Origin of the sequence: Brevibacterium sp. BDJS002 (assembly GCF_028201555.1) — a bacterium.
Taxonomy (GTDB): Bacteria; Actinomycetota; Actinomycetes; order Actinomycetales; family Brevibacteriaceae; genus Brevibacterium; species Brevibacterium aurantiacum.
In genome coordinates, this window is the sequence record NZ_CP116392.1 from 2,364,059 (window position 1) to 2,387,154 (window position 23,096).

The window sequence follows — 23,096 nt, forward strand, 5'->3', positions numbered from 1 at the left end:
TTAGATTCCAAGGGTGCGATACCGTTCCATCCGGCGCGCCAGGCGCCGGTCGGATGGTTCACGCATGAGCTCGATGAGTTCGTACTCCAGTGTCGCACCCACCCGAGCCACGAAGTCCAATGGCTCCTCACTCGCATCCGGATGTTCGGCGATGATGCGGTCGACGACTCCCGTCGACATGAGCATGGGTGCATGCACACCTTGGCTCTGGGCCATCTCCGGCGCACGGTCGGTCGTCCGGTGCACGATCGCCGAGGCACCTTCCGGAGGCAGGGGCGAAAGCCACCCGTTTTCGGCACTGAGCACTCGATCCGCGGGGATCAGGGCGAGGGCTCCCCCGCCGGAGCCTTCACCCAGGATGAGTGAGACCGAGGGGGCGTCGAGGTTCGCGAGGTCGGCGAGGCTGCGTGCGATCTCTCCGGCGATGCCGCCTTCCTCCGCCGATTTCGACAGTGCGGCTCCTGGTGTGTCGATGACCGTCACGAGCGGCAGGTCGAGTTCGGCGGCCAGTCGCATGCCGCGCCTGGCCTCGCGCAGAGCCGCCGGGCCCAGCGGCGCACGGGAGTCCTGCCGGAACCGGTCCTGTCCGAGGACGATGCAGGGGGCGGATCCGAACTTCGCCAGCGCCAACAGCAGTCCGGGATCCTTCTCACCCTGTCCCGTGCCGTTGAGGGGCAGCACGGTGTTGGCTGCGGTTCGCAGCAGGTCGCGGACCCCGGGCCGATCGGCCTTGCGGGAACGCGTGATCGCCTCCCAGGCGTCGGACTTCGGGTCGACCACCTCGGGGCGGGTGTCCGGGTCGCTCACTCGGCAGGGAATCTCCTTGGCTCCCATGAGGACATCGAGGACCCGAGCGAGGGTGGTCTGAATACGCTCGGGACTGATCACGGCATCGATGATTCCGTGCTTGTGCAGGTTCTCACCCGTCTGCACGTTCTCCGGGAACTTCTCCCCGTAGATGGCTTCGTAGACCCGCGGTCCGAGGAAGCCGATGAGCGATCCCGCCTCGGCGACGGTGACGTGGCCCATCGAACCCCAGGACGCGAACACCCCGCCGGTGGTCGGATGCCGCAGGTACACGAGGTAGGGCAGAGCTGCCCGGCGGTGGGCCATGACGGCGTTGGTGATTTTGACCATCGACAGGAACGCGATCGTGCCTTCCTGCATTCTGGTCCCGCCCGAGGCGGGACCCGCCAGCAGCGGCAGCCCTTCGAGCGTCGCACGTTCGATCGCGTCGACGAGCCGCTGGGCCGCGGCCACGCCGATCGAACCGGCGAGGAAACGGAATTCGCCGGCGACGATGGCAACGCGACGACCCTCGATCCGCCCCTCTCCGGTGATGATGGCTTCGTCGACTCCGGACTTCTCCTTAGCGGCGGCGAGTTCGGCCGCGTACTCGTCGGAGATTCCTCCGGCGGGTGTGATCGGAGTCGTGTCCCAGGACACGAAAGATCCGTCGTCCACGACGATGTCGACGAGTTCATGAGCATTCAATCGTGCCACGTGCGTATCTCCTGTTTCAGATGTGTCTGACGAACGGTAAAGCGGTGTTGGACCTGCTGTGTTGGACCTGCTGTGCTCGGGAGTCTCAGCCGTCCGAGTCGAGCCAGGACACGATCGCCTCGGCGTCCTCGTTCAGCAGCGGTGGGGCATCGTGTGCGGTCCGCGTGGTCTCGACCTCGGCCTCACCATCGGCGTCGAAGAAGCGCAGTGGCGGTCCCGGCAGGTCGATGTCGCCGAGGACCGGGTGATCGACGGAGACCTTGAGTCCCTGGCTCAGCGCCTGGTCCCAGGAGTAGACCTCTTCGAGAGTGCGCACCGTGCCGGACGGGATCCCTGCGTCGCCGAGCTTGGCGAGCAGGTCCTCTGGCCCGAAGGCGGCGAACTTGCTCTCGATGAGCTCGATCACGGCCGGGCGGTTCGCAACGCGGGAGGCGTTGTCGGACATGCCTTCGGTGGCCGGTTCGATGTCGAATGCGGCGCAGAACTTCTGCCACAGGTTCTCGTTGCCCACGGAGATCTGCACGGCGCCTTCATGGCATTTGAAGAGTCCGTAGGGAGACAGAGAAGGATGGTGGTTGCCGCCGGGTTGCGGGTTCTGCCCGGCCACTGTGGCGCGGGTGCCCTGGAAGGCGTGGACTCCGACCATTCCGGCGATGAGGGAGGTGCGGACGACCTTGCCCTTGCCGGTGCGTTCACGTTCGAGCAGGGCGGCGAGGACACCGTAGGAGCCGTAGATCCCGGCCAGGAGGTCTGCGATGGGGACTCCGACGCGCTGCATGTCGTCTGGCCCCGACCCTGTCAGTGACATCAGGCCCGCTTCGCCCTGAGCGATCTGGTCGTAGCCGGCGCGGGAGGATTCGGGTCCGTCGTGGCCGAAGCCGGTGATCGACAGGAGCACCAGGCGCGGGTTGATCTCCATGCACACCGTGGTGGAGAAGCCGAGGCGGTCGAGGACGCCGGAGCGGAAGTTCTCGATGAGCACGTCGGCCCGGGAGATGAGTTCGCGCAGCGTCTGCTTGCCGGTGTCCGACTTGAGGTCGAGGGCGATGGATTCCTTATTGCGGTTGCAGGAGAAGAAGTACGTTGCCTGCGGGTCGTCTTCGGGTCCTACGAAGGGAGGTCCCCAGGACCGCGAGTCATCGCCCTTGCCCGGGTTCTCGACCTTGATCACTCGGGCGCCGAGGTCGCCGAACATCATTCCCGCATGTGGGCCGGCCAATGCGCGAGAGAGGTCGATGACCGTGTATCCGGTCAGTGGGCCTTCGACCCCTGTGATTGTGTCGTTCGACATTCCTATTCCTCCTTGAAGTGGGTCCATCTAGCGATGAGCATACGCAATCGCTGACATTCCTCGTGGGCTCGGGGGCCATCCGCATGCTGGATCGCCATCACGCTGTAGGTGGTTCCGTCGGTCAGATCGAGGGTCGGCCAGGGGTCGTCTCCCTCCGGGGAGAAAGCGACGCCGAGAATCTGACCCCAGGCGAAGGTCCGCGTCCTGACCATGTTCTTCACGACCAGGCCGGATTCGCTGGGTCGGGCCTGGATGTCGGCGACGCGCAGCAGGGCGGCTGCGAAGATGATTCCCAGCAGGTTCATCCAGACCACATCGAGCGGGGTCCAAGGGTCCCAGTCCACGACGAGCAGTGCCACGGAGAGCACGGCAAAGCCGATGAACACCACCACTGCGCCGACGGTGCTGATGACGCGCACCTGGCGGGGTCGGAAGACGCGGAGATCAGATTCGGCAGGCGCCAATGTTCGTCACCAGAATCGCACGTGCACCGACCGCGTAGAGGCGGTCCATGACGTTGTTGACCTCTTTGGATTCGACCATGACGCGGGCGGCGACCCAGCCAGTCTCCTGCAGTGGGGAGATCGTGGGTGATTCGAGGCCGGGGGTCAGCCCGAGAGCTTGTGGCAGGAGGCGCTCTTCGATGTTGTAGTCGACGAGAACGTACTGACGGGCCACCATCACCGATTCGAGCCGGCGCTTGAGCACCTCGATGGTCTCGGCTGCCCCATCGCGTTGGACGAGGACGGCCTCGGACTCCAGCAGGGGTTCGCCGAAGGTCTCAAGTCCTGCCGCGCGCAGGGTGCTGCCGGTTTCGACCACATCGGCGATGGCATCGGCGACGCCGAGCTGGATGGAGACTTCGATCGCTCCGTCGAGCTGCACGGTCTTCGCATCGATGCCTCTGGCCTGCAGGTCGGCGTCGACGAGGTTGGGGAAGCTGGTGGCGATGCGGGCACCCTCGAGCTGTGCCGGGGAGGTGTAGGAACCGCTGACACCGGCGTAGAAGAAGCGGGAGGCACCGAATCCGAGTCCGATGACTTCCTGCGCCTCGGCCTTCGACTCCAGAAGCAGATCGCGACCGGTGATGCCGGCGTCGAGGATTCCCGACCCGACGTAGACGGCGATGTCGCGGGGGCGCAGGTAGAAGAATTCGACGCCGTTGACTTCATCCTGATGGACCAGGGTCTTGCTTCCCCGGCGGGTGGAGTATCCGGCCTCGCTGAGCATTTCGGAGGCGGCTTCGGACAGTGCGCCCTTGTTCGGCACGGCTACACGCAGCATGGTGTCCTTTTGTGTTTCATCGTCAACGGTTGTGAGTGGTGCTCGGACTGCGGTTCAGGCGGTCTCTGGTTCAGGCGGTCTCTACAGATGCGAGTTGACGTCGTCGAGGCTGAGATCCTTGGCGACCATGAGCACCTGGAGGTGGTAGAGCAGCTGGGAGATCTCCCCGGCAAGCTCGTCCTTGGTCTCGTACTCGGCCGCCATCCAGACCTCTGCGGCTTCTTCGACGACCTTCTTTCCGATCGCATGGACTCCGGCGTCGAGTTCGGCCACGGTCTTCGAGCCTTCGGGGCGATCGAGGGATTTCTGCAGGAGTTCGGCGTAGAGCGAGTCAAAGGTCTTCACGAATCCAGCCTAATACATCGCCTACTTCGCGTCCGCACAGGGTCTCGACCAGCGGGACAGCCCCAGTGAGCGGAACGGTCTCATTCCTCCGGGCTGCGGTTGATGTCCGTTGCGCCGAGGTGGGGCGCAGAGATCGTCTGCCGTGATCTCTTCGACCAGTCGATGAAGCCGATGACGACCATGACGAGGAAGATGAGGTACACAGCCCCGGAGAACACGAGGCCTCCGGCTACTGCCAGGGGAATGCCGACGAGGTCGACGGCCAGCCACACGAACCAGAATTCGACGATCGCCCGTCCCTGGGCGTACATCGCCACGAGTGATCCGATGAAGATGTAAGCGTCTGGGTAGGGGTTCCATGACCATCCGCCCAGTGCCAGGACATAGCCGAACACCGCGGTGCCCAGCAGCAGGGCACCGATTAGGAGGAATCGTTCCTTCCAGGTGGCCCAGCGGACGAGGACCTCTCCTGCGGCTTCGCGCGATTTGTTCCACTGCGTCCAGCCCCACACCGCGGCGACGATGATGACGACCTGCCGGGAGGCGTTGCCGCCCAGGCCCGCGGAGATGCTCGCGGCGAAGAGCAGGATGGAACCGAGGATCTGGACCGGCCAGGACAGGATGTTGCGGCGCAGCGCCAGGACCACAGTGGCCAGGGCGCAGATGTTGCCGAACAGGTCGGAGTACGGCACTGGTTTGCCCAGCAGTTCGAATGCCGGCGTGTTCAGCCAGTCGAGCAGTTCCATATCGGCCTTCTTCAGTGCACGTGTGATGCTGCGAGTTCACGCAGCCCTGAGATCGCGGCGGCGGCGTCTTCGGGTCCGTAGACGGCGGAGCCGGCCACGAGCACATCGGCACCGGCGTCGATAACGCGTTCGACCGTCGAGGTCGACACTCCCCCATCGACCTGAAGTTTGATCTCAAGCCCGGAAGCCGAAATCGCTTCACGCGTGCGCCGGATCTTCGGCAGGCACACATCGAGGAACTTCTGCCCGCCGAACCCGGGTTCAACGGTCATGATGAGGATCTGATCGAACTCGCCGAGGAGGTCGATGAAGGGTTCGATCGGAGTCGCCGGCTTGAGTGCGAGGCTGGCTTTGGCTCCCAGCTTCCGGATCTCCCTGGCCAGACGCACGGGTGCGGCGGCCGCCTCGGCGTGGAAGGTCACCGAGGCACAGCCGAGTTCGGCGTAGACGGGGGCGTGCCTGTCCGCCTCGGCGATCATCAGGTGAGCGTCGAGTGGGATCGGGCTGATCGCCTGGATCCGTTCGACCACGGGAGGACCGAATGTCAGATTGGGGACGAAATGGTTATCCATCACGTCGATGTGAGCCATATCTGCCGTGCTGATCTTCGCCAGTTCGCCCCGCAGGTCCGAGAAATCGGAGCTGAGGATGCTGGGATTGATCTCGATCGCCATTTCAGTTCGCCTTCCGCATCAGAGCCAAGAACATTCCATCGGTGTTGTGGACATGGGGCCACAGCTGAGCGTACCGTCCCGCTCCCCTGGTCACCGAGGCAAACCCCTCGGCGTCGGTGCCGGTGACCTCGGCGAGGACCGCCGGTGCGTCGAGGATCTCGACGTCGGTTTTGCGCAGGACATCGTCGACGACGAGCACGGTCTCTGCGTAGTGGGGAGAACAGGTGGAGTAGGCCACGACTCCCCCGGGAGCGCAGGCGTCCAAGGCCGCACGCAGAAGCTCGCGCTGCAGCCCAGCCAGGGCATTGATGTCCTCGGGGCGCCGCCGGTAGCGGGCTTCGGGACGACGCCGCAGGGCGCCGAGGCCCGAGCAGGGGACGTCGACGAGGACCTTCGCGTAGGGACCGGTGGCATCACGGGCATCTTGGACGCGGGTGGTGACGTTGTCGAGTGCCTGGGTGGAAGACCTCACGAGTTCAACCCGGTGCTCACTGGAGTCGAAAGCGTCGAGGGCACCGCCCTGCTGTTTGGCGATCGCTGCCAGGACTGCGGCCTTGCCGCCGGGGCCGGCGCACAGGTCTGCCCAGTTGCCTGCCGGTGCCTCAACCTGTGCCAGCGCCAGCGCCACCAGTGCGGAGCCTTCGTCCTGCACACGGGCGCGGCCGGTGGCGACGGCATCGACGTTCTTGGGCACGGCGGTCTCGAGGGTGACGCCGATGGGAGAGAATTCGGTCGGGCCCCAGGCAGCTCGCTGCGGTCCACGAGTCCGGGCAGGGCGGAGACGCTGACCTTGGCCGCCGCATTGTCTGCCTCCAGCAGTGCCTGCAGTTCGGAGGCCTGACGACCATGGCCCTTGAGTGCTTGGGTCATGGCCCGAACGATCCATTCGGGATGAGAGTATTCGATGGCCTGTTCGCCCACAGCGGTGGCACCGTCAGTCACGCGACGCAGCCATTCGGCCCGGTCGACCTCGGAGATCCGACGCAGCACGGCGTTGACGAATCCGGCGGTCTTCGGTGCATTGGTCTTGATCACGGCGACGGTCTCAGACAGTGCCGCATGGTCGGGCACGCGCATGGACAGGATCTGGTGGGCGCCGAGGCGCATTCCGGCCAGCGGTTCGGCGTCGATGCTGTCGATGGGCCGGTTCGCGGCCCTGGCGATGATCGCATCGTAGAACTCCTGTTGGCGCAGGGCGCCGTACGTCAGTTCCGTTGTGAACGCCGCGTCCTGGGGTTCCATGTGCGTGCGGGCCAACTTGGCGGGCAGGAGCAGGTTCGCGTAGGAGTCCTTCGTCTCTACGTCGACGAGGACCTCCCAGGCGATGCGCCGCGGCAGGTTCTTCGCCTGTCTGGGCTCACGCTCCGTCTGCTGTCGGCGCGGAGCCGACTTCCTGCCGGCTCCACCTGCTTTCCGGCGTGAGTTGCCGGCTGCGTTCCCGGCTGGCTGCTTCCGTGGCCTGCGCTCTTCTGCTGGCATCTGTCTCATGCTCCTTGCTCGGGATCGGCCGCCGGCTCGGCGCTGGTTTCCAGGGGATCGAATCGGATGTCGCCGCGGCCGCGCAGGAAGTCAACGGCGGCCATGCGTGCTTTGCCGAAGGGTTGGATCTCCGCCACGTGGACCCATCCGTCGCCGCAGCCAAGCACGGCGGTCTTCTCCCAGGATGTCAGGAGGCCGACCTCTGGCGGGTCGGTGACCTCGGGAGCAGGTGTGAGACCGAAGAGTTTGGTCCGCTTCCCATCGACATCGGCCCATGGTCCGGGGCTGGGGCTGACCCCCCGGGAGCGGTCGATGATGGCCTGTGCTGGTTCGGTGAAGTCGAGATGAGCATCATCGACGCCGATCTTGTCCGCGTGGGTCGCCTCTCCGGACTGTGGGGTGAGGACTGCGGTTCCGTCCTCGAGGTCGTCGAAGGCGGCGACCAGTTCTGCCGCGCCTTTGTGAGCGTAGTCATCGAGTGCGGTGGCGACGTCGGGATGGTCAAGCGGCAGTTCGAGGCGACGCAGGACGGGGCCGGAGTCCATGCCCTCGTCGATTCTGAACACGCTCACCCCGCTGTGCTGTCGGCCCTCGATCAGGGCTCGCTGGACGGGTGCGGCTCCGCGATGGGCGGGCAGGAGGGAGAAGTGGAGGTTGAACCAGCCGAGTTCGGCGGTGGATAGGGCTGCCGGTCCGGCGATTGCTCCATAGGCGACGACGGCCACGGCATCGACCTTGAGCGCGCGGAGTTCGGCGATGACCTCACCGCGGAGACGACTCGCTTCGATGACATCGAGACCCAGCTCAAGTGCGCGGGCCTTGACCGGCGAGGGGGTGAGGACTCGCTTGCGTCCCACCGGGGCGTCGGGTCGGGTGAGGACGGCACGGATGCGGTGTCGAGATTCGACAAAGGCCTCGAGGGCTGGCACTGCGGCATCCGGGGTTCCGGCGAAGACGATATCCACTTGAGGAATTCTACTTGTTCGGTCCGCAGGTGCGGCGCCCGGGCATCATCGGGCTCACAGCGACCGCGGATCGTCGATGCGGATACGGACTTGGGGCAGCTTCTTCGCCGACCGCGAGGCGATGAGATGGGCCAGTGATTCCCCCACCGCGTCGCCAGCCGCGATCGGATAGGCTGCGACCGCTTTCTGGTCATCGCCGTCGGAGTCGCGGATGAGTTCGGTCAGTTCGGGCACCTCGGCGAGGACTGCGTCGATGCCGGTGCCGGGACCGGTGAGTTCGACGATGCGACGGTAGGGCGGGAATCCGAGTTCCCTGCGATCGCCGAGTGCTCTGGACATGCTGGTGACCGGGTCGAAGGTGGTCACCGTGCTCCGGATTGCCTCGTCGGTGTCGCCGAGGTAGACGACTCCCCCGGCAGTGCGTGATCTCACGAGGACTGCCGCACGCAGTCGTCGGCTGATCCCCTCGTCGGTTGAGCGCATCCAAGGCCCAGGCCACAGCGAGTCGAGCAGAATGGCGCAGGCGTAGCCCCCGAGAACATAGGGTTCGGCTCCGGTGGTGGCGACGACGATGCGGGCAGTGTCATCGATGGCGACGGGAATGTCATCCCCGCCGGATTCTAGGATTTCGATCCCCGGCATGGCCTTGCGCAGCTCTTCGACGGTGCGACCCCTGCCGCGCACGATCGACCGCACCTGGTTCGAGCGGCAGCGCCCGCAGGAGAAGGTCTCGGAGTGGAAGCCGCAGGATCGGCAGGCGAAGGGCCCCACCTCGGACTGGGTGGTCAGCGTGGCCGAACAGTTGGGGCAGCGGGCGACCTCTTGGCATCGTGCGCAGGCGAACACCGGGTAATACCCGGCTCGTGGGACCTGGACGAGGACGGGGCCGACCGCGTTGGTGTCCTTGGTTCCGGGGCGCAGGGCACCACGCATGAGCTGCCAGGCCCGCGAGGGGATGCGCTGCCAGGCGAAGGGGTCACGTTCCTCATCGGGGACGAATACTCGGGGTGCTCCCTCGCGACGTTCCGGGCCGGTGGGCGTACTGTCGCGCAGCCACCCGACTTCCACGAGACGCTGGATCTCGGCGCTGCGGTCGGTGGAGACGAACAGCAGCCCGGTGGTCTCGATGGTCGACCTCAGCAGGCAGACCTCTCTGGCGTGCGGGTAGGGAGCGTGCTGGTCGAGGTAGTTCGAGTTCGAGTCGTCGAAGCAGATGATGAGGCCCAGGTCTGCGACGGGAGCGAAGGCCGCGGCTCTGGTGCCGATCGTTATGCGTGTGTGTCCCAGCAGTCCCCGCAGCCAGGCATTCCACCGCTGTTCGGGCGATTGGTCGGCGCTGAGCACCGAGTGCGAGTCGATGTCCGCGCTGGCGTCGAGGGCCGCTGAGAGGACAGCAAGTTCGCGGTGATCGGGCACCAGCCACAGCACGGACTCCCCCGCGGCCAGTGTGGCCCTGGCTGCGGCCAGTCCGGCGGTGATCCAACTGAGTCCCGGGGTGGGCCCGGGTACGCAGGTCAGTGCGATGCGCGGATGTTCGGCGGCGGGGAAGTCCTCTGCCTGGTCGGACGGGGAATGTCTGAGGACCCATTCGCCGAGGCGGCCGACCGTGTCCTCGGCAGTCGCCGTCTCGTTGTCTGCAGCGGTGGTCGAGTTCTCGGACGCCGTGCTCGCGTTACCGGAGTCTGTCGGTGCGCTGGAACTGCTCGCGTTCTGCTCACGCGTCTTCTCAGCCTTGAGAACGGCCTTCTCGGCGCGGGCGTGGCGTGGTGGGATCGCCAGCCGAAGGACGTCGGAGAGTGTGCCGGCGTAGCGGCGGGCGGTGGCGGTGCCGAGACGCAGCAGCTCGGGGGTGAGGACTGCGACCGGACTGGTGATGCGTTCGATCGTGGCCAGTGGTCCGATGTGATCGGATGACTCGACCCGCTCGAGCAGGAAACCGTCACGCAGCCTACCTGCGAACTTGACCCGTACTCGTACACCCGGACGGGCGGTGTCGGCGAACTTCTCCGGCACCGCGTAGTCGAAGGCACGGGCCAGGTGCGGCACCGGGTGATCGATGAGCACTCGGGCCACGGGATCCTCCGCAGCCACCGGCACCTGTCCGAGGGCAGAGGTGCCGGTGTCGATCGGAAGAGGTTCGTCCATCAAGCCGAGGAGACTGCACGCAGCAGATCGTCGGCGCGGTCCGTGACCTCCCAAGTAAAATCAGGGAGCTCGCGGCCGAAGTGACCGTAGGTCGACGTCTGGGAGTAGATCGGTCGCAGGAGGTTGAGGTCCCGGATGATCACGGCCGGTCGCAGATCGAAGACCTCGCGAATCGCCTTCGAGATCGCGTTCGGGTCGACCTTCTCGGTGCCGAAGGTCTCGACGTAGAGGCCCATCGGGTCGACACGGCCGATGGCGTAGGAGACCTGCACCTCGGCGCGGTCGGCGAGCCCGGCCGCCACGACGTTCTTCGCCACCCAACGCATGGCATAGGCAGCAGAGCGGTCGACCTTCGACGGGTCCTTCCCAGAGAAGGCACCTCCACCGTGGCGGGAGTAGCCGCCGTAGGTGTCGACGATGATCTTGCGACCGGTCAGTCCGGCATCGCCCATCGGTCCGCCGGTGACGAAGGGACCGGCCGGGTTGATGTGGATGTTGGCATGAGAGTCGTCGAGACCGGAACCGGCGATGACCGGATCGATGACGAAGTCCTTGATCTCGGAATGCAGCTGGGCCTGGTTCACGTGTGCCGCGTGCTGGGTCGAGACGACGATGTTCTCGATCGACACGGCTTCGTCGCCATCGTAGCCGAGTGTCAGCTGGGTTTTGCCGTCGGGGCGCAGGTAGTCAAGGGCGCCGGTCTTGCGCACCTCGGACAGCTTCTCGGCCATGCGTGAGGCCAGGTGGATCGGCACCGGCATGAGGACATCGGTGGCGTTGTCGGCATAGCCGAACATCAACCCCTGGTCTCCGGCGCCCAGGCTTGAGCCGTGGTCGGATTCCACGGCTTCACGGAAGTCCAGCGGGTTGGTCACACCGGAATGGATGTCGGTGGACTGGCTGCCGATGGACACGGAGACTCCGCAGGAGTGTCCGTCGAATCCGGTGTCGGAGGAGTCATAGCCGATTCCTGTGATGAGCCGGCGGACGATGCCGGCGACATCGGCGTAGGCCGCGGTGTTGACCTCGCCGGCGACGTGGACGAGACCGGTGGTGACCATCGTCTCGACTGCGACCTTGGCGTTCGGGTCCTGACTCAGCAGATCGTCGAGAACGGCATCGCTGATCTGGTCGCAGATCTTGTCGGGATGGCCCTCGGTGACGGATTCGGACGAGAAGAAACGCAGATTTGATTGACTCACGGCGTCGATTCTACGCATTCCATTCGATTCACGAGAGCCGCGATGACCTTTTCCGAAACATCGTCCTTGCTGCCGTGGAATTCCACGGATGCGTCGACGTCAGTGCCGTCAGCGCTGAGGATCTGGACGGCGTTGTCATCGTGGCCGAAGGCTCTGTCCTCGGAGACATTGTTGAAGACCAGGAGGTCGACACCCTTGCGCCGGAACTTCGCCTTGGCGTAGTCGAGCGCACTGTGATGTGAATCTCCGGTCTCGGCGGCGAATCCGACGATGATCTGCGACTCGGGGCGTGACTGCACGAGCCCGACGAGCACATCGGGGTTCTGCACCAGGCTGAGGGTCAGACCATCGCCACCGGACTTCTTCATCTTCGAATCGGTGCGCTGTGCCGGCCGGTAGTCGGCGACGGCTGCGGCCATGATGATGGCATCGGCCTCGGGTTGAGAGGCGAGCATCTGGGTCTGGAGTTCGAGCGTGGATTCGACGTTCGTGATGCGCACGTTGTCCGGCAGGCCGGACAGCAGTCCCGTGTCGATGTTGGCAGCAACCAGATCCACTTCGGCGCCGGCTGCTGCGGCGGCTCGTGCCAGCGCGATGCCCTGCTTGCCTGACGAGCGGTTGCCGAGGAATCTCACGGGATCGAGTGGTTCTCGGGTTCCGCCGGCACTGACGACAAGGTGCTTGCCCTGCAGCGGTCCGCCGAGCTTGGCGGCCGCAGCGTTCGCAGCGGCGGCAAGGGCGAAATCAACGATCGCCTCGGGTTCGGGCAGGCGCCCGGGACCGGAGTCGGGTCCGGTGAGTCGTCCCACAGCGGGCTCGAGGACATGGATGCCTCGCTGCTTCAAGGTCGCAATGTTGGCGACGGTGGCAGCGTTCTGCCACATCTCGGTGTGCATGGCCGGAGCGACGACCACCTCGGCGGTCGTCGTCAGGACCGTCGCGGTGAGCAGATCATCGGCGATTCCTGCGGCCAGTTTGGCCAGGGTATTGGCTGTGGCCGGCGCAATGACGACGAGTTCGGCATCCTGCCCGATGCGGACATGGTTGACCGACTCGACCTCGTCGAAGACGTCGGTGGTCACCGTCTGCGAGGACAACGCCTCGAAGGTGGCAGCACCGACGAAGTTCAGCGCGCTGGCAGTGGGCACGACCTTGACGCTGTGCCCGAGCTCCCGGAGCCGCCGAATGACATGGCACGCCTTGTAGGCAGCGATTCCACCGGCGACGCCGAGTACGGTTCTCACTGGTCGCTGAAGTCCAGTGCGCCATCGTTGCTGGCAGCGGGCTGCGCAGGCTCCTGGCTGAGGCCACCGAAGTCGGCTTCGGTGGCTTCGCGGGCCACGATCTTGCCCTCGTTGATCTCGCGGAGCGCGATCGACAGCGGCTTCTCATGGGTGCCGGGGGTCACCAGCGGACCGACGTTTTCGAGCAGTCCCTCTTGGAGCTGGGCGTAGTAGGAATTGATCTGGCGAGCTCGCTGAGCCGCAATCGAGACCAGTTCGTACTTCGAGCTGGTCACGGCCAGCAGATCATCAATCGGTGGATTGGTGATGCCTTCAGGTTGTGCAGGCAATGAATGTCCAATCTAATCGGTAGTGGATATACCCATCAATGATATGAGTTCTTCGGCCGCAGTGCGAACGTGGTCATTGACGATGGTGACGTTGAACTCGGATTCGGCCGCCAATTCCTGCTTGGCAGTGGTGAGTCGACGCTCCTGTTCGGCCTCTGATTCCGTTCCGCGACCGGTGAGTCTCGACACGAGCTCGTCCAGCTGGGTGGTGCCAGGAAGACGAACAGCGCCTCCGGCATCTTGTCCTTGACCTGGCGTGCGCCCTGCAGATCGATCTCCAACAGGGCCGGAATCCCCTGAGCAAGCTTCTCCTGCACTTGGGCCGAGGGCGTGCCGTAGCGGTGGCGACCATGGACCACGGCGTACTCGAGCAGCTCACCGGCGGCGATGAGCGAGTCGAATTCGTCATCGCTGATGAAGTGATAATGAACACCATCGACTTCGCCGGGCCGCCGTGGCCGCGTGGTGGCGGAGACGGAGAACCAGACCTCGGGATGGTGATCTCTGATGTACGCGCTGATGGTGCCTTTTCCGACCGCGGTGGGACCCGCGAGAACGGTCAGTCGATTATTCACAGATCTATTGTTCACACATTCAGGAGTATTTCTCCAACAGGGCATTCTTCTGGTGTACGCCCAGGCCCTTGATCCGACGTGACGAGGCGATGCCCACGTCGTCCATGGCCGCTTCCGCACGCCGGTCGCCGACTCCCGGAAGGGATCTCAGCAGATCGACAACGCGCATCTTCGCGAGTGCTTCGTCTGCGTCGGCCTTCTTCAGCACGGCGGCGAGATCGGTTTGACCATTCTTCAGCGCTGATTTGACCTCGGCTCGCGCCTGACGCGCTTTGAAAGCCTTGTCAAGAGCGGCTGAACGCTGTTGCGGGGTCAAAGGTTCGAGTGCCACATTATCTCCTCTGTCACCATGAACGGGCAGGTAGGGAAGTTGCTTCAGTCTAAAACAAAAACCCTCGTGAGAGGCATAAAGCGGCAAAGAAAACTCAATTGCTCGCAGAACTGCTCACTTCGGGTCCACCCCACTCCACCTCAGGCGACGCAGAAAATCGGAGGAGAGCATTCAGGCAATCGGCACAGAGCAGGCAACGAGAGAAGGCGTGCAGGCCGCACAATGACGCTGCCTGCACGCCTTAAGCGCAGTGAGATCAGACACACGCTCAGGTGGTCTCAAACAGCTCCTGCGCGACCGGCTGACATGTCCTGCGAGTCTCAGATCACCTGTGTCAGGGACTCGTTGAGCGACTTCGCCGCTGCCCGCACGCCCTCGGGTCCTGCGCTGAGCACGGCCCGCGATGTTGTGGCTAGGATCTGGTTGGCCGCGATGGCCTCGGATCCGAAGACATCGATCAGCTCGGCGATCCCTGCTCCCTGAGCACCGACCCCGGGTGCCAGAATCGGACCGCCGCATGCGGCCGGGTCGAAGCCGAGGTCACGGGCCGCGGATCCGATCGTGGCACCGACCACCAGGCCGAACCGGCCCAAGCCCTCGGTGGAGTCTGCCTCGTTGCGCGCGGCGACCTGGGACACGATCGACCCGGCGACCGAGTCACCGAAGCCCTCGGCGGCCTCACCACGCCGCGCGTGCTGAACTTCCGCACCTTCGGGATTCGAGGTCAGAGCCAGGACGAATACACCCCGATCATGCGCCTCGGCGAGGTCGAACGCCGGGTCCAGTGCCCCGAATCCGAGATACGGGGAGACCGTGATCGAATCCGCTGCCAGCGCCGAGGTGGGCTCCAGGTAGGCGCGTGCGTACGCTCCCATGGTCGACCCGATGTCCCCGCGTTTGATGTCGAGGACGCTGATGAGCTCGTGTTCCCGGCAGGCAGCCAGAGTCTCTTCGAGCGCAGCGACCCCGGCCGAACCGTATTGTTCGTAGAAGGCCGACTGCGGTTTCACGGCGGCCACAGTCCCGGACAGTTCAGACACCGTGCGCAGAGAGAATTCGCGCACACCTTCCGCCGTGCGCGGCAGTCCCCAGGCCTCGAGAAGATGATCGTGGGGGTCGATGCCCACACACAGTGGTCCGTGCTCGTCCATGGCCGCCTGGAGGCGGGCGCCGAACATCACGCGCTCCAATCCTGCAGACTGCGAACCTTGAACGTCTTGTCGCGGACGACCTCGAGCGAGGTGACTGCCGCGGCGAATTCGGCCAAAGTGGTGATCAGCGGCACGGAGTTCGCTGTGGCAGAAGCACGGATCTCGTAGCCGTCTGCGCGTTCCTGACGGCCGGACGGAACGTTGATGACCATATCGATCGTCCCCGCTGCCAGGTAGTCGAGGATGGTGCGATCCTCGGCATCGGCCTCGAAGTGCTTGTGCACCTGAGTGGTCTTGATGCCGTAGCGGGACAGGACCGCGGCCGTGCCGGTGGTCGCGACGACGTCGAAGCCCATGTCGACGAGTTCCTTCACGGGCAGGACCATGGCGCGCTTGTCCCGGTCAGCGACCGAGACGAACACCGTACCGGAGGTCGGCAGCTTCACCGATGCGCCCAGGAGACCCTTGGCGAAGGCCGTCGGGAAGTCGTGGTCGATGCCCATGACCTCACCCGTAGAGCGCATCTCCGGTCCGAGGATCGAGTCGACGACCTTGCCCTCGACGGTCCTGAACCGTCGGAACGGCAGGACCGCTTCCTTGACCGCGATCGGGTGGTCCAGAGGCAGCCGCGAACCGTCGCCGGTCTCGGGGAGCATGTCCCCGCGCAGATCTGCGATAGTGCGGCCGACCGCGATGAGCGCTGCTGCCTTGGCCAGCTGAGTGGACGTGGCCTTCGAGACGAAGGGCACGGTCCGCGAGGCGCGGGGGTTGGCCTCGATGACGTGGAGCACGTCGGCGGTGATGGCGAACTGGATATTGAGCAGTCCGCGCACATTGGTGCCTTCGGCGATCGCCGCGGTGGCGGTGCGCACGCGTTCGAGCACATCCTCGCCCAAGGTCAGCGAGGGCAGCACGCACGCCGAGTCACCGGAGTGGATACCGGCCTCCTCGATGTGCTCCATGATGCCGCCGATGAAGATGTCGGTGCCGTCATAGAGGGCATCGACGTCGATTTCGATGGCATCTTCGAGGAACCTGTCGACGAGGACCGGACGGTCCACGGAGATCTCCGTGGCCGTGGCCATGTAGTCCACCAGCTGCGTGCGATCGTAGACGATCTGCATTCCGCGGCCACCGAGAACATAGGACGGACGCACGAGGACCGGGTAGCCGATCTCCTCGGCGATCTTCTCGGCCTCGGAGTAGGTCACGGCGGTGCCGTGCTTCGGTGCGGTGAGTCCGGCACGGTCGAGCACGGCCCCGAACTCGCCGCGGTCTTCGGCCAGGTCGATGGCCTCAGGCTGGGTGCCGAGGACCGGCACGCCTGCGGCCTTGAGCTTATCGGCCAAGCCCAGCGGGGTCTGCCCACCCAGGGTGCAGACGACACCGAGCACGGGACCGGCGGCCACCTCGGCGTGGTAGACCTCCATGACATCCTCAAAGGTCAGAGGTTCGAAGTAGAGACGATCGGCCGTGTCATAGTCCGTCGACACGGTCTCGGGGTTGCAGTTGACCATGATGGTCTCGAAGCCTGCCTCGGAGATGGCCATCGTCGCGTGCACGCATGAGTAGTCGAACTCGATGCCCTGACCGATCCGGTTCGGACCCGAACCGAGGATGAGCACGGCCGGCTTCTCACGCGGGGCGACCTCGGTCTCCTCGTCGTAGCTCGAGTAGTGGTACGGGGTGTGTGCGGCGAACTCACCGGCACAGGTGTCAACGGTCTTGAACACGGGGCGGATCCGCAGGGCGTGGCGGACACCGGTGACGACACCGGTCTCCATGCTGCGCAGTTCGGCGATCTGCTCATCGGAGAAACCGTGGTTCTTCGCGACCTTGAGCACCTGGGGATCGAGTTCGTCTGCTGCGGAGATGAACTCGGCGACCTCATTGATGAGTTCGATCTGGTCGAGGAACCAGGGATCGATCTCGCAGGCCTCGAAGACCTCCGCATTGGTCAGTCCCGCAGCCAGACCCCGCTGCACGGAGTGGATGCGATCCGCGGTGGCATGCGAGATGGCTTCGAGGACGGACTCTCTGACGTCCTCGTCGCTGATGTCGGGCAGGTCGGTCCAGGAGAATGAGGCCTTTCGCTGCTCCATCGAGCGCATGGCCTTCTGCAAGGCGGTGGTGAAGTTACGGCCCAGGGCCATGACCTCGCCCACTGACTTCATGGTCGTCGTCAGCGTCGGGTCGGCTGCGGGGAACTTCTCGAAGGTGAACCGTGGGATCTTGACCACGACATAGTCCAGCGTCGGTTCGAAGCTGGCAGGGGTGACCTTCGTGATGTCGTTGGGGATCTCGTCGAGCGAATAGCCGACGGCCAGCTTCGCGGCCATCTTCGCGATCGGGAATCCGGTGGCCTTCGAAGCCAGGGCCGAGGAGCGCGAGACTCTCGGGTTCATTTCGATGACGACGATGCGGCCGGTCTTCGGATCCACGGCGTACTGGATGTTGCAGCCGCCGGTGGCGACGCCGACGGCGCGGATGACGTCGATGCCGATGTCGCGCATCTTCTGGTATTCGCGGTCGGTCAGCGTCAGCGAGGGTGCCACCGTGATCGAGTCACCGGTGTGCACGCCCACAGGGTCGACGTTCTCGATCGAGCAGATGACGACCACGTTGTCCTTGTGGTCGCGCATGAGTTCGAGTTCGTATTCCTTCCAGCCGAGGATCGATTCCTCGAGGAGCACCTCGTGGTTCATCGAATCGCCCAGTCCAGCTCCGGCGATGCGGCGCAGGTCGGCTTCGTCATAGGCCATGCCCGAGCCGAGCCCGCCCATGGTGAACGACGGCCGCACGACGACGGGATAGTTGAGCTCTTCGGCACCAGCAAGTGCCTCGTCGATGGTGTGGCAGATGACGGACTTGGCCGATTCTGCGCCGCACTCTTCGACGATGGTCTTGAACTTCTGACGGTCCTCGCCGCGCTGGATGGCTTCGACGTCGGCGCCGATGAGTTCGACCCCGTACTTCTCGAGGGTTCCTGCGTCGTGGAGTTCGATCGCGGCGTTGAGCGCCGTCTGACCGCCCAGGGTCGGCAGGATCGCGTCGGGGCGTTCCTTCTCGATAATCGATTCGATGATGTCGGGATCGATGGGCTCGACATAGGTGGCGTCGGCGACATCGGGATCGGTCATGATCGTCGCCGGGTTCGAGTTGATGAGGATGACGCGCAGGCCCTCTTCGCGCAGCACACGGCAGGCCTGGGTGCCCGAGTAGTCGAATTCACAGGCCTGACCGATGACGATCGGTCCGGAACCGATGACCAGGACGGATTTGAGATCTTGTCTGAGTGGCATGAGTGCTCCTTAGGCCTGTGCGACCTGGGAAGTGGACATGAGGTCGATGAAGCGATCGAACAGGTAGCTCGAATCGTGAGGCCCGGCGGCGGCCTCCGGGTGGAACTGGACGGAGAACGCCGGAATGTCGAGGCACTGGAGGCCTTCGACCACGTCGTCATTGAGGCACACGTGGGAGACGGTGACTCGACCGAAGTCCGCGTCGTGTGGTGCCTGCGTCTCGCCCTCCAGGGGCGCGTCGACGGCGAATCCGTGGTTCTGCGAGGTGATCTCCACCTTGTCGGTGGTGCGGTCCATGACCGGGACGTTGATGCCGCGGTGACCGAAGGGCAGTTTGTACGTGCCGAAGCCCAGTGCTCGGCCCAGCAGCTGGTTGCCGAAGCAGATGCCGAAGAACGGGATCTTCGCAGCCAGGACCTCGCGCAGGAGTCCGACCTGGTCATCGGCGGTCGCCGGATCCCCGGGGCCGTTGGAGAAGAAGACTCCGTCGACGCCCAGCGCCTTGATCTCGTCGAAGCTCGTCGTGGCGGGCAGGAGGTGGACGTCGATGCCGCGTTCGCTCAGGCGTTCCGGCGTCATCGATTTGATGCCCAGGTCCAGGGCCGCGACACTGAACTTCCGCTCTCCCACAGCGGGGATGAGCTGGGGCTCGGTGATCGAGACCTCTTCGGCGAGTTTCGCGCCGGCCATATGCGGTGAGGCCTGGACCTTGGCCAGCAGCTCTTTGTCATCGGCATCGGCGGCGGGACCGGAGAAGATGCCCATGCGCATGGCACCGGCTTCGCGCAGATGCAGGGTCAGGGCACGGGTGTCGACGTCGCTGATGCCCACGATGCCGGATTCTTCGAGGCGCGTGGACAGGTCTCCGATGGAGCGCCAGTTCGAGGACACGCGGGAGGCGTCGCGGACGACATAGCCGGCGACCCAGATCTTGGCCGATTCGTCGTCATCATCGGTGATTCCCGTGTTGCCGATGTGCGGCGCGGTCTGGATCACGATCTGACGGTGATAGGACGGGTCGGTCAGTGTCTCCTGATAGCCCGACATGGCGGTGACGAAGACCGCTTCGCCCAGGGTCTCTCCGATGGCGCCGTAGGCAGAGCCTCGGAAGGTGCGTCCGTCTTCGAGGACGAGGACGGCAGGTGTGGTGGACAGTGTCATTGTGCCTCTTCGATCATTTCGCGGATGCGGTCGACGGTGGGGGTGGTGCTGGCGGCGTAACGGGCGCGGAAGCCTGTGTCGACGAGGGTCTCCCCCAGCCGCCAGGTGATGCGGACGATGCCGCCGCGTTCGACGAATTTGCCGATCATGCCGGCGGTGGTGTCGACGGAGACGATGTCGCGCCTGGGGATAAGGAAGTCCTCACGTCCGGCGAGGTCCATGATGACTCCCCCGTCGGTGACGACGATCTCTCCCGTGGTGCGGATGCCGAGACCATGGACGGCGACGCGTTCGAGTGGGTGCCCGGCCAGGGTCGTCGACACATAGGAGCCTTCGACAGGTTCTGCGACGGGCTTGATTCCCATATGCGGCTTCGCTGGCTGCGGGACGTCGGTCTGGCTCTTCTTTCGTCGGCTCCACCCCCAGGTGATGGCGAGGACCAGCAGCAGGAAGACGACCGCGATGATGATGACGCTTACTGGTCTGTCCATGATGCTCCTGCCGGATGGGGTGTGCTGAGTCGTCCGCCGGAGAGAACCCGGTGGCCGTAGAAGAATGTGTCGGTGATCGAGGTGGAGACCTCAAGACCGGCGAAGGGGTTGTTGCGGCCCTTCGTCGCGTGGTCATCGGGCACGATCGTGTGCGTCGAGTTCGGGTCGATGAGCACGATGTTGGCACTGGAGCCGATTTCGAGGCTGCCATGGCCGGTGGCCCCGGTGATCCGCGCCGGAGTCACCGACATGACCCGGGCAAGGTCGCCGTAGTCGAAGTCGTAGTCGGCCATCGCCTCGACGACGATGGACAGTGCCGTCTCCATGCCGACCATGCCCATGGCCGCGGCCGTCCACTCGCTGCATTTGTGTTCGGCGGTGTGTGGGGCGTGGTCGGTGCCGATGACGTCGATCGTGCCGTCGGCCAGCGCCTCGCGCAGTGCGGTGACATCGGCCTCGGTGCGCAGCGGCGGGTTGACCTTGTATACAGGGTCGAAGCTGCGGACGAGTTCGTCGGTGAGCATGAGATGGTGCGGGGTCACCTCGGCGGTGATCTCGACTCCGCGCGACTTCGCCCAGCGGATGATGTCGACGCTGCCTTTGGTCGAGACGTGGCAGATGTGCAGCCGTGAGCCCACATGCTCGGCCAGGAGCACATCGCGGGCGATGATCGATTCCTCGGCGACGGCGGGCCAGCCGGGCAGTCCCAGCTCAGCGGAGACGACACCCTCGTTCATCTGCGCGCCCTCGGTCAGGCGCGGTTCCTGTGCATGCTGGGCGATGACTCCGTCGAAGGTCTTGACGTATTCGAGGGCCCGGCGCATGAGCAGCGGGTCGGAGACGCAGATCCCGTCGTCGGAGAAGATGCGGACGCGAGCCGCCGATCGGGCCATGGCTCCGATTTCGGCGAGGTTCTTGCCTTCGAGTCCGATTGTCACGGCACCGATGGGCACGACTTCGGTGTAGCCGGCGGTACGCCCGAGGCGGTGGACCTGTTCGACCACGCCTGCGGTGTCGGCGACAGGTGCGGTGTTCGCCATCGCATGGACGCAGGTGAACCCGCCCGCCGCGGCCGCTCGTGACCCGCTCAGGATCGTCTCCGCGTCTTCCTTTCCCGGTTCGCGAAGATGCGTATGCATGTCGACGAGCCCAGGCAGAGCGATCAGTCCTTCTGCACTCACGACTTCCACCGAGGTGTCGTCGGGATCGAGCAGATCCGGATCGACGATCGTCGAGTCCTTGATGGCGATATCGGCACTTCCCTGGCCCAGCACGTTCGCACCGCGGATCAGATAGTCAGTCATTGGTCTCCTCCTGGCCTGTCAAGAGGCGGTACAGGACCGCCATGCGCACGCTGACTCCGTTCTCGACCTGGTCGAGGATGAGGGCGCGCGGTGAGTCGGCGGCTGCCGCTGAGATTTCGAAGCCGCGGTTCATCGGCCCCGGGTGCATGATGAAGGTCTCCTTCGGCAGTCCCGCCAGGCGGGCCGCGGAGAGTCCCCACAATCGTGCGTATTCGCGTTCGTTGGGGAAGAACGATTCGTGCATGCGCTCGTGCTGGACACGCAGCATCATCACGGCTGCGAAGTCTTCGCTGTGCAGCGCCTCGTCGAGGTCGTAGTGCAGGGTCACAGGCCAGGTCTCGACGCCCCAGGGCAGCAGCGTCGGGGGTGCGACCAGATGGACTTCGGCGCCGAGGTTGGCCAGCAGGTGAACATTCGAGCGGGCTACCCGGGAGTGGAGGACGTCGCCGACGATGGCGACCTTCGCCCCGTCGAGACCGCGTCCGCGTGGGCCGTCCTTGACAGCACCCGAGGCGGAGAATCCGCCGAGGGCACGGCGCAGGGTGAAGGCGTCGAGCAGTGCCTGAGTGGGGTGTTCGTGAGTGCCGTCGCCGGCGTTGACGACGGGAACATCGATCCAACCGGTGTGGGCCAGGCGATGCGGGGTGCCGGATCCGGGATGCCGAACGACGAGCGCATCGGCGCCCATGGCCGAGATCGTCTGGATGGTGTCCTGCAGGCTCTCGCCCTTGGATACCGAAGAGCCCTTGACGGAGAAGTTGAGGACGTCGGCGGAAAGCCGCTTGGCCGCTGCCTCGAAGGAAAGACGGGTCCGTGTCGAGTCTTCGAAGAAGAGGTTGACCACGGTGCGTCCACGCAGAACAGGCAGCTTCTTGACCTCACGGTCAGAGACCTGTGTCATCTCTTCGGCGATGTCGAGAATCGAGATGGAGTCCTCGCGGCTCAGCGACACGGTGTCGAGGAGGTGCTTCATTCGCGGCCTCCCGAGATGGTCACGCCGTCTTCGCCGTCGATCTCAGCCAGGGAGACATTGACGCGTTCGCTGCTGGAGGTGGGGAGGTTCTTCCCGACGTGATCGGCCCTGATCGGCAGGTCCCGGTGGCCACGGTCCACGAGCACGGCCAGCCGAACCTTGGACGGACGACCCAGATCCGAGAGCGCATCGAGTGCGGCTCTGATGGTGCGGCCGGAGAAGAGCACATCGTCGACGAGGACGACGGTCTTGGCATCGATGCCGGAGGCGGGAATGGTGGTGGGCTCCGGGGCGCGGTAGGCGCCGCTGCGCAGGTCATCACGGTACATGGTGATGTCGAGGCTGCCGACGAGTTCGCCTGCCATCTCCGGTCGTGCCGAGATCGAGGCGATCTGTTCGGCCAGCCGGGTGGCCAGGGGCACCCCGCGGCGTGGAATCCCTAACAGGACGAGGTCATCGCTGCCCTTGTTGGACTCGATGATCTCGTGGGCGATACGGGTCATTGCCCGTTTCATATCTGGGGCATCGAGCACTGTTCGCTGTGTCATGCTTCCCCTTCTCCGCCTCTCCGGACGGTGGTTAAAGGAGTGGTTCGATTCGA

At 64.9% G+C, this 23,096-nt stretch carries 22 protein-coding genes and 1 pseudogene; all 23 read right to left on the bottom strand.

The features are described from left to right. The 23 genes and pseudogenes from PGC08_RS11115 to pyrR all read right to left on the bottom strand — a co-directional run bounded on the left by PGC08_RS11115 (nt 1) and on the right by pyrR (nt 23,043). Nucleotides 1–1,503 (bottom strand): carboxyl transferase domain-containing protein, encoded by a 1,503-nt coding sequence (locus PGC08_RS11115; RefSeq protein ID WP_101556310.1) that lies wholly within the window; start codon nt 1,501–1,503, stop codon nt 1–3. Between the two features lie 85 nt (nt 1,504–1,588). Beyond that, a complete protein-coding gene (locus PGC08_RS11120; protein WP_271708427.1) occupies nt 1,589–2,794 on the bottom strand; it encodes a CaiB/BaiF CoA transferase family protein in 1,206 nt (401 codons plus the stop codon). A gap of 2 nt (nt 2,795–2,796) precedes the next feature. Further along, nucleotides 2,797–3,258 (bottom strand): PH domain-containing protein, encoded by a 462-nt coding sequence (locus PGC08_RS11125; RefSeq protein WP_271708428.1) that lies wholly within the window; start codon nt 3,256–3,258, stop codon nt 2,797–2,799. Beyond that, nucleotides 3,239–4,078 (bottom strand): ATP phosphoribosyltransferase, encoded by an 840-nt coding sequence (gene hisG / locus PGC08_RS11130; RefSeq protein WP_009881409.1) that lies wholly within the window; start codon nt 4,076–4,078, stop codon nt 3,239–3,241. The genes PGC08_RS11125 and hisG overlap by 20 nt, the downstream gene beginning before the upstream one ends. Before the next feature lie 81 nt (nt 4,079–4,159). Then, complete coding sequence (locus tag PGC08_RS11135) at nt 4,160–4,423, bottom strand: phosphoribosyl-ATP diphosphatase (RefSeq protein WP_009881410.1); 264 nt, start codon at nt 4,421–4,423, stop codon at nt 4,160–4,162. An 80-nt stretch (nt 4,424–4,503) separates the two neighbouring features. Then, nucleotides 4,504–5,169 (bottom strand): nicotinamide mononucleotide transporter family protein, encoded by a 666-nt coding sequence (locus tag PGC08_RS11140; protein WP_009881411.1) that lies wholly within the window; start codon nt 5,167–5,169, stop codon nt 4,504–4,506. Nucleotides 5,170–5,180: 11 nt separating this feature from the next. Continuing rightward, on the bottom strand, nt 5,181–5,843 hold the full coding sequence (gene rpe, locus PGC08_RS11145) for a ribulose-phosphate 3-epimerase (RefSeq protein ID WP_271708429.1): 663 nt from the start codon (nt 5,841–5,843) through the stop codon (nt 5,181–5,183). A gap of 1 nt (nt 5,844) precedes the next feature. Next, complete coding sequence (locus PGC08_RS11150; protein ID WP_271710065.1) at nt 5,845–6,420, bottom strand: RsmB/NOP family class I SAM-dependent RNA methyltransferase; 576 nt, start codon at nt 6,418–6,420, stop codon at nt 5,845–5,847. Next, nucleotides 6,312–7,322, bottom strand: a complete 1,011-nt coding sequence (locus PGC08_RS11155; RefSeq protein ID WP_271708430.1) for a transcription antitermination protein NusB — start codon at nt 7,320–7,322, stop codon at nt 6,312–6,314. Before PGC08_RS11155 ends, PGC08_RS11150 begins: the two co-directional genes overlap by 109 nt. Before the next feature lie 5 nt (nt 7,323–7,327). Continuing rightward, the gene (locus tag PGC08_RS11160; RefSeq protein WP_069600246.1) at nt 7,328–8,287 is read right to left on the bottom strand and encodes a methionyl-tRNA formyltransferase; all 960 of its coding nucleotides are present in this window, start codon (nt 8,285–8,287) and stop codon (nt 7,328–7,330) included. Nucleotides 8,288–8,341: 54 nt separating this feature from the next. Further along, nucleotides 8,342–10,432 (bottom strand): primosomal protein N', encoded by a 2,091-nt coding sequence (locus PGC08_RS11165; protein WP_096177762.1) that lies wholly within the window; start codon nt 10,430–10,432, stop codon nt 8,342–8,344. Next, nucleotides 10,432–11,634, bottom strand: a complete 1,203-nt coding sequence (gene metK, locus PGC08_RS11170; RefSeq protein WP_009881416.1) for a methionine adenosyltransferase — start codon at nt 11,632–11,634, stop codon at nt 10,432–10,434. The genes PGC08_RS11165 and metK overlap by 1 nt, the downstream gene beginning before the upstream one ends. After that, a complete protein-coding gene (gene coaBC / locus PGC08_RS11175) occupies nt 11,631–12,878 on the bottom strand; it encodes a bifunctional phosphopantothenoylcysteine decarboxylase/phosphopantothenate--cysteine ligase CoaBC (RefSeq protein WP_009881417.1) in 1,248 nt (415 codons plus the stop codon). The genes metK and coaBC overlap by 4 nt, the downstream gene beginning before the upstream one ends. Next, nucleotides 12,875–13,207, bottom strand: a complete 333-nt coding sequence (gene rpoZ, locus PGC08_RS11180; protein ID WP_069600248.1) for a DNA-directed RNA polymerase subunit omega — start codon at nt 13,205–13,207, stop codon at nt 12,875–12,877. Before rpoZ ends, coaBC begins: the two co-directional genes overlap by 4 nt. A 12-nt stretch (nt 13,208–13,219) precedes the next feature. Then, nucleotides 13,220–13,827, bottom strand: a pseudogene (gene gmk, locus PGC08_RS11185) (guanylate kinase). Beyond that, complete coding sequence (gene mihF / locus PGC08_RS11190) at nt 13,802–14,113, bottom strand: integration host factor, actinobacterial type (protein ID WP_096158782.1); 312 nt, start codon at nt 14,111–14,113, stop codon at nt 13,802–13,804. The pseudogene gmk and the gene mihF overlap by 26 nt, the downstream one beginning before the upstream one ends. A 320-nt stretch (nt 14,114–14,433) precedes the next feature. After that, nucleotides 14,434–15,291, bottom strand: a complete 858-nt coding sequence (gene pyrF, locus PGC08_RS11195) for an orotidine-5'-phosphate decarboxylase (RefSeq protein ID WP_009881421.1) — start codon at nt 15,289–15,291, stop codon at nt 14,434–14,436. Beyond that, nucleotides 15,291–18,566, bottom strand: coding sequence for a carbamoyl-phosphate synthase large subunit (carB, locus tag PGC08_RS11200; RefSeq protein WP_009881422.1), 3,276 nt, complete (start codon nt 18,564–18,566; stop codon nt 15,291–15,293). The genes pyrF and carB overlap by 1 nt, the downstream gene beginning before the upstream one ends. Before the next feature lie 9 nt (nt 18,567–18,575). Continuing rightward, a complete protein-coding gene (carA, locus tag PGC08_RS11205; RefSeq protein WP_009881423.1) occupies nt 18,576–19,727 on the bottom strand; it encodes a glutamine-hydrolyzing carbamoyl-phosphate synthase small subunit in 1,152 nt (383 codons plus the stop codon). Continuing rightward, a complete protein-coding gene (locus PGC08_RS11210) occupies nt 19,724–20,218 on the bottom strand; it encodes a PH-like domain-containing protein (protein ID WP_009881424.1) in 495 nt (164 codons plus the stop codon). The genes carA and PGC08_RS11210 overlap by 4 nt, the downstream gene beginning before the upstream one ends. After that, a complete protein-coding gene (locus PGC08_RS11215) occupies nt 20,203–21,522 on the bottom strand; it encodes a dihydroorotase (RefSeq protein WP_009881425.1) in 1,320 nt (439 codons plus the stop codon). The genes PGC08_RS11210 and PGC08_RS11215 overlap by 16 nt, the downstream gene beginning before the upstream one ends. Continuing rightward, nucleotides 21,515–22,495, bottom strand: a complete 981-nt coding sequence (locus PGC08_RS11220) for an aspartate carbamoyltransferase catalytic subunit (RefSeq protein WP_271708431.1) — start codon at nt 22,493–22,495, stop codon at nt 21,515–21,517. Before PGC08_RS11220 ends, PGC08_RS11215 begins: the two co-directional genes overlap by 8 nt. Further along, on the bottom strand, nt 22,492–23,043 hold the full coding sequence (pyrR, locus tag PGC08_RS11225; RefSeq protein WP_101598257.1) for a bifunctional pyr operon transcriptional regulator/uracil phosphoribosyltransferase PyrR: 552 nt from the start codon (nt 23,041–23,043) through the stop codon (nt 22,492–22,494). Before pyrR ends, PGC08_RS11220 begins: the two co-directional genes overlap by 4 nt. Between the last annotated feature and the right edge of the window lie 53 nt (nt 23,044–23,096).